The organism is Rhizobium sp. TH2 (genome assembly GCF_024707525.1).
Lineage (GTDB): Bacteria > Pseudomonadota > Alphaproteobacteria > Rhizobiales > Rhizobiaceae > Rhizobium_E.
The window spans coordinates 5,666,552-5,681,902 of the sequence record NZ_CP062231.1 but is presented as its reverse complement, the minus strand read 5'-3'; the positions used below and the strand labels follow the sequence as shown (position 1 = coordinate 5,681,902).

Sequence of the window (15,351 nt, the reverse complement as noted above, 5' to 3'; positions counted from 1 at the left end):
ATTTTAGCCTTGGCGAATAAACGAAAGGACTTCAGTCATGCGTAACTCAGTACATGTGTTGTTGATGGCGTCGTGTGTTCTACTCGCCGCCGGACAAGTATCGGCGAAAGACAAGGGCCTTGGCGTCGGAGTTTCCATTGGTGGAGACCAGGGTATCAACGCCGATGTCGGTCTCGGCGTGAAGAACGGTCTGGATGCCGATGTCGATGTTTCTGTTGGGGACAGTAAGGGTATCGACGCTAACGCTGATGTCGACGTCGGCTCCAATAATGGCATCACCGGCGATGTCGATGTCTCGATCGGTGGCGACGATAGCATCACCGCCGACGTGGATACCTCCATCGGTAGCGACGACGGGATGAATGCCAATGTGGATGTCGGTCTCGGCCTTCCTGAGGACGACGACAGCAATATCCGGCCCACCTCCAACGTCACCGATGGAGATGACAATGCGAGGCCCGATCGCGCCCTGACGAGCGCTCAGCGGCAGGCGTTCAACGCCATGTCGAGCCATGAGAAGAAATCCCTGATGAGGCGCTGCAACTCGGTGAGTTCGGACGGCTACGACCCGGCGTTGGTCAATCTCTGCAAGCTGCTGCGGATGTCGGCATCTCGTTAGAAAATATGGCGGCCGGGGCACGACTCGGCCGCCATCCCGCCAATGTGAAGGCGCCAGTTGAAACTCATCGCTTGACTGTTCAATATGGAGAGACGTAAGCGGCGGGTTTCCGCGGAATGATCGGGGCGCTTGGGGAATGGCAAAACTAGAGGTGAGTGGCCAGAGGCGGGTCAGGCGTCAGGTCAACCGGCTGCCCGCAACGCGCCGCATCGAGGATATCATGGCCGCCGCCCGGCAGGTGTTCTCGGAGAACGGCTATGCCGATGCCTCGATCACCGACATCGCGCTCAAGGCTGGTGTCGTCGAGGGCAGCATCTACCGCTTCTTCCAGAACAAGCGCGATCTGCTGATCCGGGTCGTCGAGAACTGGTACGAGGAGACGCTGCTGCGGGACGACGAGCAGCTTGCCAGCATCAAGGGCACCTGGAACAAGCTGCGCTTCATCATCTATCACCACCTGCTGTCGATCAAGCGCGAGCCGGCGCTGGCCCGGCTGGTGCTGCAGGAACTCAGGCTCGATCCAGAATACCGCAATTCCAAGCTCTTTCATCTCAACCAGTCTTATACGCACCGGGTGACCGAGGTGGTGAAGGAGGCGATCGAGCGCGGCGAGTTCCGCACCGATGTGTCACCCTCCTTCGTTCGTGACCTGATTTATGGCTGCATCGAGCACCGCACCTGGGCTTTCCTGCGCAATGAAGGCGATTTCAACGAGAACGACACGGCCGACAAGCTCGCCGACATGGTCTACCGGGGGCTTATTATCGAGCCGGAGCGAACGGAGCCGATGAAAGAGGTACTGACCAAGCTGGATTATCTGATCGGGAAGATCGATCGCTAGAGTGTCAGGCTGATTTTCCGGAGAAAATGCCCCGGATCGTGAGGTTCATATAGGTGTCGATCACCTCCGGCGGCGGCTGAATCACTTCGCCGTCCTTGATGCAGAACCGGGTGCTGAGCCATTGGCGGGCGCCGAGTAATATCTGCGAGATCGCCGGGATCTCTTCTCTCGCGATGTCGGGCAGGTGGCCCTGTTCGAACTCGTGCTCCATCGCCCGCTCGAAACTCACGGTCTGCAGCGCGATGTGGCGGCGGAAGCCTTCGGGCGCCTGGATCTCGCCTTCGTGCAGAATCTTGAAGAGATGCGGTGTCTGTTCGAGGAACTCGAAGAAACCGGTGATCCTCGCCCGCTCGCGGGCAACGGGAGAATCCTCGGCCTCGGCGACCTTCTCCTTGACATGGGCAAGCAGGGTCACGCTGATCGATGGCAGGAGTTGGTCTAGAAGATCCTGGCGGGATTCGAAATAATTGTAGAACGTGCCCTGGGCGACGCCGGCGCGCTCGGTGATCCGGGCGACGGACGTGCCAGCATAGCCGAATTCGCCGACAATGCCGATGGCCGCCGTGAACAGCCGATTGCGGGTCGCCTCGGATTTCTCCGCGCGATTGAGCCTGCGGGCGCTATCCTGCTTGCCCCGGTTTTCAGCGATCGTTGACATGAGGAACCTCTAGCGGGGGCTCATCGCGATGTCAATAAAATGAATTATGACTCATGATTCATTTTTTCTTTACACGCGATGCAAGTCGTCATAGCGTGAGGGTGGGAGTGATCGCCGGGCAACCGGACCGATCTTGAGCCTCGGGGGCGAACCCGAGACGGAATGGGAGTGAGTCATTGCATCGTTCTGACATGCGCCGTGCCGGCGCAGGCTCTTATGACATTGTGTCATGCCGCGCGGAAATTGCAGCGGATCGCGACGCCTTGGCGAGGGCCGCGTGATGTCCGGCAGCGTGGCTTCGATCAAGGGCGAAGGCAATCACGAGGCTCCGGTCTTCGATCCGTTCGATGTCGAGCGCGTGCGTGCCCGGTTGACCGAATTCCTGCGCCTGAACGCGGATGCGAAGGCAGAGGTCGGAGCGTTGCGTCGTTATACGGTGGGCTTTTCCTGGGTCACCTATGGCTTTGAACTCTCGATCGGGAACAAGGTCCAGAATCTCATTCTTCGCGTCGGCCCGCCAAACGGCATCTTTTCTCCGTACAAGGCGTCGCCGGAGTCGATCACGCTGCGGCATCTCGCGGGCAATGGCGTGCCTGTACCCAAGATCCATTGGTTTTCGGATGCGCACGATACATTCGGGGCGCCGTTCTTCATCTGCGATCTCGTGCCCGGCGACGTGCCGATCCCCTGGACGACGGATGGGGGCGATGCCTTCGGCGCCGACGAGCGCGTGCGTATCGGCGAGCAATTCCTTGGCGCGCTGGCATCGCTGCACAATTTCGACTGGCGCGGGAAGCTTGAAATGGCTGTCGAGGGCGTTACGGATACAACCCAAACCGCCCATTCCCAGATCGATTACTGGGTCGGGCGCATGCATGAATGGTCGGAGCGGCGCTTTCCGATGCTCGAATGGGCGGCAATCTGGCTCCGGCAGAACGCGCCGGTTGCACCGAGGATATCGGTGGTTCACGGCGATTACCGGATCGGCAATTTTCTCGAACACAAGGGGCGCATCACATCGATCCTGGATTGGGAGCTTGTCCATCTCGGCGATCCGCTGGAGGATCTCGGCTGGATCTGCCTGCAGGCATGGCGCGGCCGGTCGCCCTATATGTGCCATCTCTTCACCCGCGATGAGCTCTATGAGCGCTACGAGGCGCTGACCGGCATCCATCTCGATGCGGCGGCCGTGCGCTACTGGGAAGCGTTCGGCACCTTCAAGCTTGCCGTGATGCATCTCGGCGCCACCCATTGCTACGAGGCGCGCGGGTTCAATGACCTGCGGATGGCCGGCATGGGCGCGCAGGTGCCGCGCATGCTGCTGCAGCTCGAAACGGCACTGGAGCGGGCGGCATGAACAACTCGCTCGACCGTCTCGTCGAAGGCATCATCGCGACGCTTAGGATCGATGTCATCCCCAATGTCACGGATGACTATGCACGCGGCCAGGCGATCGGTGTGATCGATCTACTCAACAACATCGCGCCGCGGCTGGAATGGCAAAGGGCACCCTTGATGAAGGCGGTCGAGGCGCGGCGTAAGGTCATCAGACAGGTCACATCGTTGAAAGGGACGACGGCGGAATTCCCCCATGCAGATAAGACTGGCGACGACCCGTCATCGAATGATCTCATCACCGAGCGCGACCGGCTCGACGGCGAGATATCGGACCTGGTTAGCTGGGCATTCTCGAAGCAAACCGATGCGGCGATCACCGCGCGGCCGCTGCTTCGAAAGCACATGCATGACGATGCGGCTGAGCAGATGAAACTGACAAAGAAACCGCTTTTCGCGGAGATCGCCAAGGGCAAGGCGGCGGACTGACATAGCGTGTTTATGCCCATTGGGCAGGAGGAAGCCATGGAACACCATCTCGATCCGCGCATGCCTGCGCCGGAAAGATGCGTCCAGCGATACATGCTCGATTTCTGGGCGCGGGAGCAGCCCGACAAGATCTTCGCCACCTTCGCGGATGGCGAGGAATGGACCTATCGCGAGGCGCGGTTGATCGCGATCCGCACCGCCAATGCATTTCGGGCGCTGGGTGTGAAACAGGGCGAGCGCGTGATGGTGTGGCTGCCCAACAGCGCCGATTGCCTACGCGTGTGGTTCGGGCTGAACTATCTCGGCGCCGTCTTCGTGCCGATCAACCTCTCCTATCGCGGCACGCTGCTTGAGCACGTTGTGGGACTGTCGGAAGCCGGGCTGGCGGTGGCGCATGCCGATCTCTTTCCACGGCTGGCCGATGTCAATCGCAAGGCTTTGCGCGAGGCGGTGATCCTAGGCGGCGGCCCGACCGAGATCGACGGGATCGCCGTTCATGGGCCGGAGGCACTCATTTCGGACAACGACACGCCGCCGGACCTGGAGCACTCGATCGCGCCCTGGGACATGCAGTCGATCATCTTCACCTCCGGCACGACAGGGCCCTCGAAGGGCGTGATGTCATCCTACATGCATCTCTATTCCATGGCCATCAGCGCGCCGTTCCTCAGGCAGGACGACCGCTACATGGTCAACCTGCCGATGTTCCATTCCGGCGGCGTGATGCCGGTGACGGCGATGCTGATCCATGGCGGCTCGATTGCCATGGTGGACTCGTTTTCGACCGAGGATTTCTGGCCGACGATCAGGAGCCGTGAGATCACCACCGTGATCCTGCTCGGCGTGATGGGCGGGTTCCTGCTCAAGCAACCGCCCGGCCCCGATGATCGCAACCATCCGCTCAGGACCTGCACCTATGTGCCGCTCAACGAGACCGCGCCGCGTTTCCACGAGCGGTTCGGCACCGAAGTGCACACGCATTTCAACATGACCGAGATTTCCATGCCGATCGTGTCGCAACCGAACCCGACGGCGCTCGGCAGTGCCGGCCGGCCGCGACATGGCGTCGAGATCAGGCTGGTCGACGAGAATGACTGCGAAGTGCCGGCGGGTAGCGTCGGCGAACTCGTGGTGCGTACCGAATGCCCATGGGCGATGAACCACGGCTATGCAGGCGACCCCGTCGCGACCGCAAATGCCTGGCGCAATGGCTGGTTCCATACCGGCGACGGCTTCCGTAGGGATGCCGAGGGCGATTTCTTCTTCGTCGACCGGCTCAAGGACGCGATCCGCCGCCGGGGCGAGAACATCTCGTCCTTCGAAGTGGAATCCGAAGTACTGGCTTTCCCTTGCGTGCGGGAGGCTGCCGCCATTCCGGTCAAAAGCGACGTCGCCGAGGACGAGGTGATGGCCATCATCGCGATCAAGCCGGGCGAGGCGTTCGATCCGGTCGAGTTGATCGAGTTCCTCAGGCCGCGCATGGCGCACTTCATGGTGCCGCGATACGTCCGCGTGGTCGAGGCGCTGCCGCGCACGCCGACGGCGAAGATCGAGAAGGTCAAGCTGCGCGCCGAGGGCATCACGCCGGATACCTGGGACCGCGAGAAGGCGGGCATCGTCGTCAAGCGTGAAAAAATCGGCCAGCGCGGCTGAGCGTGTGGGAGAGAGACAATGTTTGTGGAACTATCGGACAAGACGGCGGCGTTGAAGGAAAAGCTCACAGCCTTCATGCAGGTGCATGTCTATCCCAATGAGCGGGAACTTCTCGACGAGCACAAGCGCGGCGAGAGCCGCTTCACCCCCCATCCGCTGACGGCGGAACTGAAGAAGAAGGCGAGAGCCGAAGGCCTGTGGAACCTGTTCTACAGTCACGGCCCGGAGGGCCAGGGCCTCTCCAATTACGAATATACCCATCTCTGCGAAATACTGGGCCGATCGCTGGCGGCGCCGGAAATATTCAATTGCAACGCGCCGGATGTCGGCAACATGGAGATCCTCTCCATGTATGGCACCGAGGCGCAGAAGGCGCGCTGGCTGAAGCCGCTGCTCGAGGGCGAAATCCGCTCCTGCTTTGCGATGACCGAGCCCAGGGTGGCCTCCTCCGACGCCACCAATATCGAGACGGCCATCATTCGCGACGGGGACGCCTATGTGGTCAACGGCCGCAAATGGTGGATCACCGGCGCGATGAACTCGGCCTGCAAGGTCGCGATCGTGATGGGCAAGAGCGATCCTGATGCTGCCAAGCACAAGCAGCAATCGATGATCCTGGTGCCGATGGATACGCCTGGTGTGACGGTCGAGCGGCCGCTCCGCGTCTATGGTTATGAGCATCCGCCGCTCGGCCACGCCGAAGTGGTGTTCGAGAATGTGCGGGTGCCGGTCGAGAACATGCTGCTTGGCGAAGGCCGCGGCTTCGAGATCGCGCAGGGCCGGCTCGGGCCGGGACGTATCCACCATTGCATGCGCTTCATCGGGCTCGCCGAGCGCGCCATCGAGATCATGTGCCAGCGAGCGCTGAAACGGACGGCCTTCGGCTCGAGACTGGCCGATATGGGCGGACTGCGGCAGGTGATAGGCCAGTCGCGCTGCGAACTCGAACAGGCGCGGCTCGTGACGCTGAAGGCCGCCTGGGCGATGGACCGTTTCGGCAACAAGGCAGCGCGCAACGACATCGCGGTGGCCAAGATCGTTGTGCCGACCGCCACTGGTCAGATCATCGACCGGGCGATCCAGGCCCATGGCGGCGGCGGGTTGAGCCAGGATTTCTTTCTCGCCGAAGCCTTCGCCGAAACCCGGTTCCTCCGGATCGGCGATGGACCGGACGAGGTCCATCGCGAAGCACTGGCACGGGCTGAACTCGTCCGTCATTCCGAAACTCTCTGAAAGCAGGATCGACCATGTCCAACATTTCACGGCCCATCGAACCCGGATTGACGGTCACCACGGCCTCCCGCACCATCGGTGAAGGCGACATCTCGATTTTCGCTGGCCTGACGGGCGATTTCACGCCGATCCACATCGACGAGACATTTGCCAAGACCACGCAGCATGGAACGCGAATTGCACATGGCCCGCACACGATGGCTGCGGCGATCGGGCTTTCGACCCATACCGGTATCTTCGGCGAGCGGGTGATCGGCATGGTCAACCTCAACTGGGATTTCATGGGTGTGGTGAAGCTCGGCGACACCATTCATTCCCGCGTGGTGGTCGAGGAAGTCCGCCCCACCTCGAAGCCCGGCCGCAACCTCGCGACCTATGCTTTCGAGGTGCTCAATCATCGCGACGAAACGATCCAGCGCGGCACGATGCGCGTGATCGTGCGGGCGGACTGAGGCGGGAGATTTGACGTGAACAAGTACATCATGCGCGCCGAGCACGAATTCCCGCACCAGCCGGACCAGTCGGTCAATTTCAACGAAAGCGTCTATACCAACGCCTTCAATTCCGCCTCCCCCGTTGGCGGCTGGATGCGGCTCGGCAACCGGGTGAACGAGGGCCATGCCGAACTCTCGGTCTGCCTCTACCTTCCCGACGGCCGCATCGCCTGCCAGTTCCAGCGGCCGAGGATCGAGAAGAACGACAGGTTCGAGGCCGGCGGGATCACCTATGAAGTCGTCGACCCCTTGAAAAGCGTCGGCATGACCTATCGCGGCGATGTGATCATCGCCGAGGATCCCGACCAATTGCGCGATCCGCGGACGCTGTTCGCCAATGGCCAGCGCTTGCCCGCCCATGTGCATTGGGTGCATGTGGCGGAATCGCCGGTCCATGGCGGCGAACCCGCCAACGATCAGGTCCAGACCATGTACGGCCGCGATTTCTCGCTTGGCCATTTCAACCAGCACAGCCGCGCCAAGGGCTTCATCGAAGTTGGTGCCGAGCACTGGGAGATCGACGGCCGCGGCTGGCGCGACCATTCCTGGGGACCGCGCTACTGGCAGGCGATCTATTGCTACCGGCTGTTCATCGGCAATTTCACCAATGGCGACGGCTTCATGCTGCTCAAGATCACCGATGCCAACGGCGCGTCGCGCCGCGAGGGCGTGCTGCTGGTCGATGGCCAATATGAAGAGATCATCGACATGGATGTCGTGACCGATTGGACTGACAAGGCCGATCCGTCGCGCGTGAAGATCGGCGTGCGGACGGCCAAACGGGCGGCTGTTATCGGCGCCGAGATCATCAAGCTCGCGCCGCTTCGCAACCGCCGGAAGGCCGGCGACGACATTCTCGTTTCGCGAATCGCGGAAGGCTTCACGCGGTTCACCTGGGACGACAGACAGGGTTACGGCATGACGGAATATATCGAACGCATCGAGAATGACGGGCTGGCGGGCTATCCGCTCTGACCGGAAAGAATTCGTGACGAATGAGAGCTTTTGATGAGTTGAATTCATTTCCGATATCTTGGACGCTGCCGAGCCAATACAGCGAGAATGAACGAGATTTAAGAAGAAATCTGCGATAAAAGCCCAATCTCTCAACGGCTTGTTCGTTGACAATTTTGGCAAACAGTGAATATAATTCATTTGTGATCGGCAGGAGGAAAAGCCGCTCGCCGGGAGGATCTTGGAATGCTTCACCAGCTCAATCAGGAGCGGATCGTCTTTGCCATCGCCGTCGTGCTTTTCGTCGTCTTCTCGATGACGCTGAACGGCTTCTGGCAGCCTTCCAACCTGCTCTCGCTGGTCCAGAACGTGTCGATCCTCGGCATTCTCGGCATCGGCATGGCGCTGGCGATCATTGGGCGCGGCATCGACCTGTCGATGGTCTCGACCATGGGCATGTCAGTCGCCTGGATGCTGACGCTTTATAACAACGGCATGCCGATATCGCTCGCCTTCCTGCTGGCGCTCGGCTTTGCGGCGCTGGTCGGCATCGTCAATGGCATCCTGATCGCCTATGTCGAAATTCCCGCGATCTTCGCGACGCTTGCCATGGGCATCGTGGTCTATGGTTTCGGCAAGTCGATCCTCGTGCCGATCGATGCGGTTTATATAGACGATGTCAGCGGCTGGTTGTTTCTGCTTGGCAGCGGCCGGGTGCTTGATGTGCCGATGCCGGTGATCGTCTTCGCGGTGATCGGCCTGCTTGCCTACCTGTTCCTGCGCTATCTCAAGCCCGGCCGCTTCATTTACGGCATGGGCGACAATCCTCTGACGGCGCGCATCACGGGTATCCCGACGCGGCCGATGATGGTGGTTCAATATGTCCTGATCTCGGTCATCGCGCTGATTGCCGGGATCGTGATGGCCACCGCGGTGTCGGGCATGAATACGCGCGTGGCACTCTCCACCATGGTCTACGATGTCATTCTCGTCGTGGTGCTCGGCGGCATCGGTCTTTCGGGAGGAAAGGGCGGTATCCGCAATGTCGTGGTGGGCACGCTGCTGATCGGCATTCTTCTCAACGGCATGACGATCATGAACCTGACCTACACGATGCAGAACATCCTAAAGAGCGTGATTCTCCTGGCTGCGATCGTCGTGGACACGCTTCTCAACCCGCGTGACGAACAGACTGCCCAACATGGAGATATCTGAGCGATCGATACCTCTGGAATTATTGCTAACTCAACGAGTGGAGGACTTTCATGAGAAGGCTTTTAACGACCGCATTCGCGGCTACGATTACGCTTGCAGCATCGCTTTCACCCGTCATGGCCGATCCCTATGACGACGGCCAGTCGAAGGCCTATTATGAAGCACTCAAGGGCAAGCGCGTCGCCTTCGTGCCTCTGTCAATGGGTTTCGACCTGACCGAAGGCTGGAATGCGGGCATGCAGAACCAGGCCGAGGCGCTTGGCTACACCGTTGACATCCGCGACCCGAACTGGAACGTCGAAGCCGGTGTTCAGGCGGTGAACGGCTTCATCGCCGACAAGCCCGATGTGCTGATACTGCATCCGCTCGACCAGCAGGCCTACAATCGCCTGGTGCCGAAGGCGATGAAGGCGGGTATCAATGTCATTCAGGTCAATCTGAAGTCGATCACCAATGGCGACGCCTATGTTGGCGCCGACTGGTACGACCTCGGCCGTCAGCAGGCCGAAGCCATCGTCAAGGCATGCGGCAAGGACTCCGGCAAGAACGGCAAGATCGCCATCGTGACCGGCCAGGCGGCAACGCCGACGATCGTCATCGGCAATATGGCATTTGAGGATGTCTTCGCGCAGCATCCGGAAATCCAGATCGTCGCCAAGCAGTCGGCGGACTTCGATCCGGCAAAGGCCAAGGCGATCACGTCGACGATTCTCAAGCAGAATCCCGATCTCTGCGGAATTCTCGGAGTGTGGGACGGCCAGGACACCGGTACCGCGGCAGCGATCCGGGAAGCCAACATGCAGGACCAGATCTACTTCGTGTCTTCGGGCGGCGGAACCCGGGACGCGGCTTGCAAGAATGTCGAGAACGGCAGCTTCGATGTCTACATCTCGTACGATGTTCCAGGCCAGGCACGCGATCTCAATGCTGCCGTGAAAATCCTGCTTGAGACCAAGCCGGTGCCGGGAAGTGCTCCCTTTGCGCTCTACACGCCGCTGAAGGTCATCACCAAGGACAACCTTACAGCGACGTCCTGCTGGACGCTGGATGAGATGAAGGCCAGCGGCGGCTGACGAGAGCCATGCTCAAAGCAGGCCAGCACTGGAAATGGTGCTGGCCGTTTCATAATCGACCTCGGAGTTTATTCATGGCCTCGGAAACCTGGACACGCTGGCGCTATCGGCTTGTTCCCGATCACGTCGTCGGCGAAATCCTTGCCAAGACCTGGATCGACACCCTGATACCGGTCGTTTTCCTCGCGGCGGTGCTGACGTTTTTCAGCATTGAGCTGCCGGGATGGCTGGCCGGATCCAACCTTTCCGACATCGCCCAGATTTACGGCGAATACCTCATCATCATTATCGGCATCACCTTCGTCATGATGGCCGGCGGCATCGACCTTTCCGTCGGCTCGACATTCGCACTGTGCAATCTTGCGGCACTGATGCTGATCAACTCGATGGAACTCAATCTCGCGCTCGGCATCCCCATGATCATGCTGCTGGGCGGCCTGATCGGGCTCGTTAACGGTCTGCTGATTGGCTATCTCGGCATGCGGGCATTCTTGACCACACTTGTGACGCTGATCATCGTTCGTGCCGTCGTGGAGCAGGGTCTCCTGGACTACGGTCAGATCATCAGCAGCGGGTTCAACGCCTCGGCCAGTTGGGAATTCATGGCCATCGGCAGTGTCTTCGGCATTCCATCCAGCCTGTTCGTCGCGGCATTCATTGCAATCGCCGGTCATATCGTTCTCACGCGCATGAAATTCGGCTGGCACGTGATGGCGGTGGGCGGTTCGCGCCGCTCGGCCTACAATGCCGGCATCAAGGTCAAACGCACGGTCTGCATCACTTATGTGCTGTCGGGCGTGTTGACCGGGTTGTCATCGACCTTTTACGCGGCGCGGCTGTCGAGCGCCGGAACAGATGTCGGAAAAGGGCTTGAAGTTACGATGCTGACAGCGGTTGTGCTCGGTGGCATCAGCCTGGGCGGCGGCCGTGGTTCGGTGGTCAAGGCGATGCTCGGCGCCGTCATCATCCTGCTGGTGCAGAACAGTCTTATCCGCATGGGCCTGACCAGCGGCACCAGTTCGCTGATCCTCGGCGGCATATTGCTGCTCGCCGTCGCCATCGATGTGCGCTGGGTCAAGAACCGCCACAAGCTGCTCGCCCGCGCCTATGTCTCGCCGACCTATTTCAAGCTGCCGCCGCTGCCAGCCACGGCCGAAGGGTCGGGTTCGGACTATGCGCTGAACGACAGGCTGCACGGCGTCCAGGCGATAGGCCTCGGCGTGCTCGACGGCCCTGAAGACATGACGTTCGACAGGGACGACAACATGTATTGCGGCAGCCGGCACGGCGATATCATGCGGCTGTTCGCGCCCGACTACACGCGATCGGAGGTCTTCGCCCACATCGGTGGCCATCCGCTGGGGCTGGCATTCGACAAGCAGGGCAATCTTCATACCTGCGTCGGCGGCATGGGCCTGTTCCGGATTTCGCCGGCTGGCGAGGTGACCAAGCTCTCCGACGAGACCAACCGGACGTTCCTGTCGGTGATCGACGATTCCCGCCTGCGGCTGGCCGACGATCTGGATATCGCGCCGGACGGGCGGGTGTTCTTCTCCGAAGCGACGATCCGCTACGAGATGTATGACTGGGTGATCGACGGGCTGGAAGCACGCGGCAATGGCCGCATCATCTGTTACGATCCCAAGGACGATTCCTCCCGCACCGTGCTGCCGAGCCTGCAACTGCCGAACGGCATTTGCGTCGAGAAGAACGGGCAATCGCTGCTCTACGCCGAGACCTGGGGCTGCCGCATCACCCGATGGTATTTCGACGGGCCGAAGAAGGGCCAGCGCGAAGTCATCATCGAAAACCTGCCGGGCTATCCTGACAATATCAACCGCGCCTCGGACGGCAATTACTGGTGCGCGCTTTGCGGCATGCGTTCGCCGGTCTTCGATCTGGCGCTGCGCATGCCCGACTTTCGCCGCCGCATGGTGCAGAAGGTCGGCCGCGACGACTGGCTCTACCCCAACATGAATACCGGCTGCGTGATCAAGTTCGACGCCCAGGGCAATATCCTCGACGTGCTGTGGGATCGGGCTGGCGACAACCATCCGATGATCACCTCGATCCGCGAGCACAAGGGCTATCTCTATCTCGGCGGCATCTACAACAACCGGGTGGGCCGGATCGCGCTTTCCGGCGCCGACCCGAACTGGACCTCGTTCAGGGAATATTGGGGGACGCCAGCGTGATTGGTGCGTTGAAACGAACCTGGGACAATTTCCGCGGTGCCGGCGAAGCCGCCGTGACCGTGCCGCCGATGGATGGTGCGTTGCGCCCGAACCGGCTGCTCGAGGAAGCGCCTGTTCTCCTCGACATCACGGCGCCTGAGGACATCGCCACGAACGGCCAGCGGACGTTCATCGCGGCGGGACGGCAGGTGTTGAGCCTCGACGTATTGGCCAAGACAACCACTGTCGCCCACGAATATGCCAGTGACATCACGGCCATTGCGCTGTCTCCAAACGGCATGCTGGCGGTGGCACTTGCCGATGGCGAGATCCGCATCGAGGCTGGCGAGACCGGCAAGCTGCCACGTGTTCGTTGCGTCACGGCAATGACTTTCGTCTCGGAGACGGAGCTGGCAATAACCCAGGGCTCGACCAGCCATTCGGCCGACGAATGGAAGCCCGACTTGATGCAGCGTGGCGCCACGGGCACCGTGCAACGCATCAACCTGAAAACCGGCGAGGCAAAACGCGTCGCGGACAAACTCTCCTGGCCCTATGGGATCGTGGTGACGTCTGATGGGAAGCTCGCGGTCTCCGAAAGCTGGCGGAACCGTCTAGTGATCGTCGGCGAAGCTTCGGCCGTGACGCCCGTTCTCGACGATCTGCCCGGCTATCCGGCCCGGATCACGCGGGACGCGGGCGACGGCTTCTGGCTGTCGATCTTTGCGCCGCGCAACCAGATCATCGAATTCATCCAGCGCGAACCGGAATTCCTGCGGCGCATGATGACGGAAGTTCCAGCGGAATACTGGGCAGCGCCGACTTTGAAGCCATCGGCCACCTTCCTCGAACCATTGCAGGGCGGTGCGCAAAAACATTTCGGCATGCTGAAGCCCTGGGCGCCGTCGCGCTCTTATGGGCTGGTCGCTCGTCTCGACAGGCAGTTTCGCCCCGTCATGGGCTATCACAGCCGCGCCGATGGCACCCGCCATGGGGTGACACAATGTGTGGAAACGACGGCGGGCCTGCTGGTTGCCAGCAAAGGCGGTGATGCGATCCTGCTGCTCGATCCGAATGCCAGAAGCGTCGCGCGTGACCAGTTGGGAGAACACTGATGCAGCCCCTGATCGAAATGCGCGAGGTCACCAAGGAATATCGCAGTGTTCCCGCCGTGACCAAGGTCAGCTTCACGCTGCAACCGGGCGAAGTTCACGCCCTGCTTGGCGAGAACGGTGCGGGCAAATCGACGCTGACCAAGATGATGTGCGGCGTGACTCAGCCGACGTCGGGCGAGATGCTGTTCGACGGCAAGCCCGTCACATTCAACACACCATCCGAAGCGCTCGACAATGGTGTCGCCATGGTGTTTCAGGAAACCAGCCTGGTGCCCTCGATGACCGTGGCGCAGAACCTCTATCTCGGCGACGAAAAGCTGTTCAATCGCATTCGCGGCCTCAATATCGCGGCGCAGACGTTTCTCCAGTCGCTGAATTTCAACGTCAATCCGACCGCGATCGTCTCCGGCCTTGGTGCCGCCCACAAGCAGATGGTCGAGATCGCGCGCGCGGTGCGGAAAAATGTCCGCGTCATCATTTTTGACGAGCCCACGGCGTCGCTGACGCCGGAGGAGAAGCATCACTTTTTTGCGCTGATCGCCCGGCTGAAGCAGCGGGGTGTGTCGATCATCTTCATCTCGCATGCCATCGAGGAGGCGCTACAGATCGCCGACCGGATCACCATCCTGCGCGACGGCGAACTGGTGGCGAGCGACGTGACCTCGGCCTTCGACCGCGACAAGATCATCCGCGCGATGGTCGGGCGCTCGCTTTCGAATGCGCTCTATCGCAAGCATAGCGGCAGCGGCGCGCGCGAGGTCGGCGACAAGGTGCTGAGCGTGCAGAACCTGTCGATGGGCAATATCGTCAAGAACACCTCGTTTTCGATCTATTCCGGGCAGATCACCGGCATGTTCGGGCTGATCGGATCGGGCCGGACGGAGACGGCGAAGATCATCGCCGGCGTGGTGAAGCGCAATTTCTTCAACGGTGGCGAAATCCATCTGCGCGACAAGGCGGTGCGCTACCGGGTGCCGCGCCAGGCGGTGCAGGATGGCATCGTCTATGTCACCGAGGACCGCAAGATCGAGGGATTCTTCGAGACCATGACGATCGCCGAGAATCTGCATATGGGCGCGCTCGCCGCAGGCCAGAGCAAGGGCGTCGTGGTCAGCATGACGGAGATGAAGACGCTTGCCGACGAGTGGACGAAGACACTCAACATCCGCGCCATCAACAGCAATGCGCGCGTCATCGAACTCTCGGGCGGCAACCAGCAGAAGGTGGTGATCTCGAAATCACTGGTGCAGAGGCCGAGGATCATCATCTTCGACGAACCGACGCGCGGCGTCGATGTCGGCGCGATCGCGGAAATCCACCAGTTCATCAACAAGCTCGCCGATGAGGGCCTCGCGGTCATGGTGATCTCGTCCTACCTGCCGGAGATCCTCAACATTTCGGACCGGATCCTCGTCTGCCGGTCCGGCCGCGTGGTCGAGGAATTCGCGCCCGAGGAGGCGACCGAGGACAAGATCATGTATGCGGCCGTGCACTGACG

Annotated in this window: 14 protein-coding genes; 13 read left to right on the top strand and 1 reads right to left on the bottom strand. The window is 60.8% G+C overall.

The genetic code is table 11. The annotated features are described in order from the left end of the window. Positions 1 to 37 precede the first annotated feature (37 nt). Positions 38 to 619, top strand: a complete 582-nt coding sequence (locus IHQ71_RS27825; RefSeq protein WP_258159635.1) for a hypothetical protein — start codon at positions 38 to 40, stop codon at positions 617 to 619. 136 nt (positions 620 to 755) lie between these two features. Continuing rightward, positions 756 to 1,460 carry a TetR/AcrR family transcriptional regulator gene (locus IHQ71_RS27820; protein ID WP_258159634.1) on the top strand — a complete coding sequence of 235 codons (705 nt, stop codon included), beginning with the start codon at positions 756 to 758 and terminating at the stop codon, positions 1,458 to 1,460. A gap of 4 nt (positions 1,461 to 1,464) precedes the next feature. On the opposite strand, the gene IHQ71_RS27815 is transcribed toward IHQ71_RS27820, so the two are convergent. Next, positions 1,465 to 2,118 carry a TetR/AcrR family transcriptional regulator gene (locus IHQ71_RS27815; protein ID WP_258159633.1) on the bottom strand — a complete coding sequence of 218 codons (654 nt, stop codon included), beginning with the start codon at positions 2,116 to 2,118 and terminating at the stop codon, positions 1,465 to 1,467. Positions 2,119 to 2,398: 280 nt separating this feature from the next. Between IHQ71_RS27815 and IHQ71_RS27810 the strand changes: the two genes are divergently transcribed. The 11 genes from IHQ71_RS27810 (at position 2,399) to IHQ71_RS27760 (ending at position 15,349) form a co-directional block, all read left to right on the top strand. Further along, positions 2,399 to 3,475 carry a phosphotransferase family protein gene (locus IHQ71_RS27810; RefSeq protein ID WP_258159632.1) on the top strand — a complete coding sequence of 359 codons (1,077 nt, stop codon included), beginning with the start codon at positions 2,399 to 2,401 and terminating at the stop codon, positions 3,473 to 3,475. Further along, the gene (locus IHQ71_RS27805; RefSeq protein WP_258159631.1) at positions 3,472 to 3,942 is read left to right on the top strand and encodes a hypothetical protein; all 471 of its coding nucleotides are present in this window, start codon (positions 3,472 to 3,474) and stop codon (positions 3,940 to 3,942) included. The genes IHQ71_RS27810 and IHQ71_RS27805 overlap by 4 nt, the downstream gene beginning before the upstream one ends. Positions 3,943 to 3,978: 36 nt before the next feature. Then, a complete protein-coding gene (locus tag IHQ71_RS27800) occupies positions 3,979 to 5,595 on the top strand; it encodes an AMP-binding protein (protein ID WP_258159630.1) in 1,617 nt (538 codons plus the stop codon). Between the two features lie 18 nt (positions 5,596 to 5,613). Continuing rightward, positions 5,614 to 6,828, top strand: coding sequence for an acyl-CoA dehydrogenase family protein (locus tag IHQ71_RS27795; protein WP_258159629.1), 1,215 nt, complete (start codon positions 5,614 to 5,616; stop codon positions 6,826 to 6,828). Between the two features lie 14 nt (positions 6,829 to 6,842). Continuing rightward, the gene (locus tag IHQ71_RS27790; RefSeq protein WP_258159628.1) at positions 6,843 to 7,280 is read left to right on the top strand and encodes a MaoC/PaaZ C-terminal domain-containing protein; all 438 of its coding nucleotides are present in this window, start codon (positions 6,843 to 6,845) and stop codon (positions 7,278 to 7,280) included. Positions 7,281 to 7,295: 15 nt separating this feature from the next. After that, positions 7,296 to 8,297: a hypothetical protein gene (locus IHQ71_RS27785; RefSeq protein ID WP_258159627.1), complete on the top strand. Its 1,002-nt coding sequence runs from the start codon at positions 7,296 to 7,298 to the stop codon at positions 8,295 to 8,297. Between the two features lie 225 nt (positions 8,298 to 8,522). Then, on the top strand, positions 8,523 to 9,491 hold the full coding sequence (locus IHQ71_RS27780) for an ABC transporter permease (RefSeq protein ID WP_258159626.1): 969 nt from the start codon (positions 8,523 to 8,525) through the stop codon (positions 9,489 to 9,491). A gap of 50 nt (positions 9,492 to 9,541) precedes the next feature. After that, on the top strand, positions 9,542 to 10,564 hold the full coding sequence (locus tag IHQ71_RS27775; RefSeq protein ID WP_258159625.1) for a sugar ABC transporter substrate-binding protein: 1,023 nt from the start codon (positions 9,542 to 9,544) through the stop codon (positions 10,562 to 10,564). Between the two features lie 74 nt (positions 10,565 to 10,638). Next, positions 10,639 to 12,759: an SMP-30/gluconolactonase/LRE family protein gene (locus tag IHQ71_RS27770; protein ID WP_258159624.1), complete on the top strand. Its 2,121-nt coding sequence runs from the start codon at positions 10,639 to 10,641 to the stop codon at positions 12,757 to 12,759. After that, positions 12,756 to 13,853, top strand: a complete 1,098-nt coding sequence (locus IHQ71_RS27765; RefSeq protein ID WP_258159623.1) for a hypothetical protein — start codon at positions 12,756 to 12,758, stop codon at positions 13,851 to 13,853. The genes IHQ71_RS27770 and IHQ71_RS27765 overlap by 4 nt, the downstream gene beginning before the upstream one ends. Next, a complete protein-coding gene (locus tag IHQ71_RS27760; RefSeq protein ID WP_258159622.1) occupies positions 13,853 to 15,349 on the top strand; it encodes a sugar ABC transporter ATP-binding protein in 1,497 nt (498 codons plus the stop codon). Before IHQ71_RS27765 ends, IHQ71_RS27760 begins: the two co-directional genes overlap by 1 nt. Positions 15,350 to 15,351 lie beyond the last annotated feature (2 nt).

Coding starts and splice junctions, on each gene's coding strand:
- IHQ71_RS27825 (WP_258159635.1), top strand. CDS start 38: ATGCGTAACTCAGTACATGTGTTGTTGATGGCGTCGTGTGTTCTACTC.
- IHQ71_RS27820 (WP_258159634.1), top strand. CDS start 756: ATGGCAAAACTAGAGGTGAGTGGCCAGAGGCGGGTCAGGCGTCAGGTC.
- IHQ71_RS27815 (WP_258159633.1), bottom strand. CDS start 2,118: ATGTCAACGATCGCTGAAAACCGGGGCAAGCAGGATAGCGCCCGCAGG.
- IHQ71_RS27810 (WP_258159632.1), top strand. CDS start 2,399: ATGTCCGGCAGCGTGGCTTCGATCAAGGGCGAAGGCAATCACGAGGCT.
- IHQ71_RS27805 (WP_258159631.1), top strand. CDS start 3,472: ATGAACAACTCGCTCGACCGTCTCGTCGAAGGCATCATCGCGACGCTT.
- IHQ71_RS27800 (WP_258159630.1), top strand. CDS start 3,979: ATGGAACACCATCTCGATCCGCGCATGCCTGCGCCGGAAAGATGCGTC.
- IHQ71_RS27795 (WP_258159629.1), top strand. CDS start 5,614: ATGTTTGTGGAACTATCGGACAAGACGGCGGCGTTGAAGGAAAAGCTC.
- IHQ71_RS27790 (WP_258159628.1), top strand. CDS start 6,843: ATGTCCAACATTTCACGGCCCATCGAACCCGGATTGACGGTCACCACG.
- IHQ71_RS27780 (WP_258159626.1), top strand. CDS start 8,523: ATGCTTCACCAGCTCAATCAGGAGCGGATCGTCTTTGCCATCGCCGTC.
- IHQ71_RS27775 (WP_258159625.1), top strand. CDS start 9,542: ATGAGAAGGCTTTTAACGACCGCATTCGCGGCTACGATTACGCTTGCA.
- IHQ71_RS27770 (WP_258159624.1), top strand. CDS start 10,639: ATGGCCTCGGAAACCTGGACACGCTGGCGCTATCGGCTTGTTCCCGAT.
- IHQ71_RS27760 (WP_258159622.1), top strand. CDS start 13,853: ATGCAGCCCCTGATCGAAATGCGCGAGGTCACCAAGGAATATCGCAGT.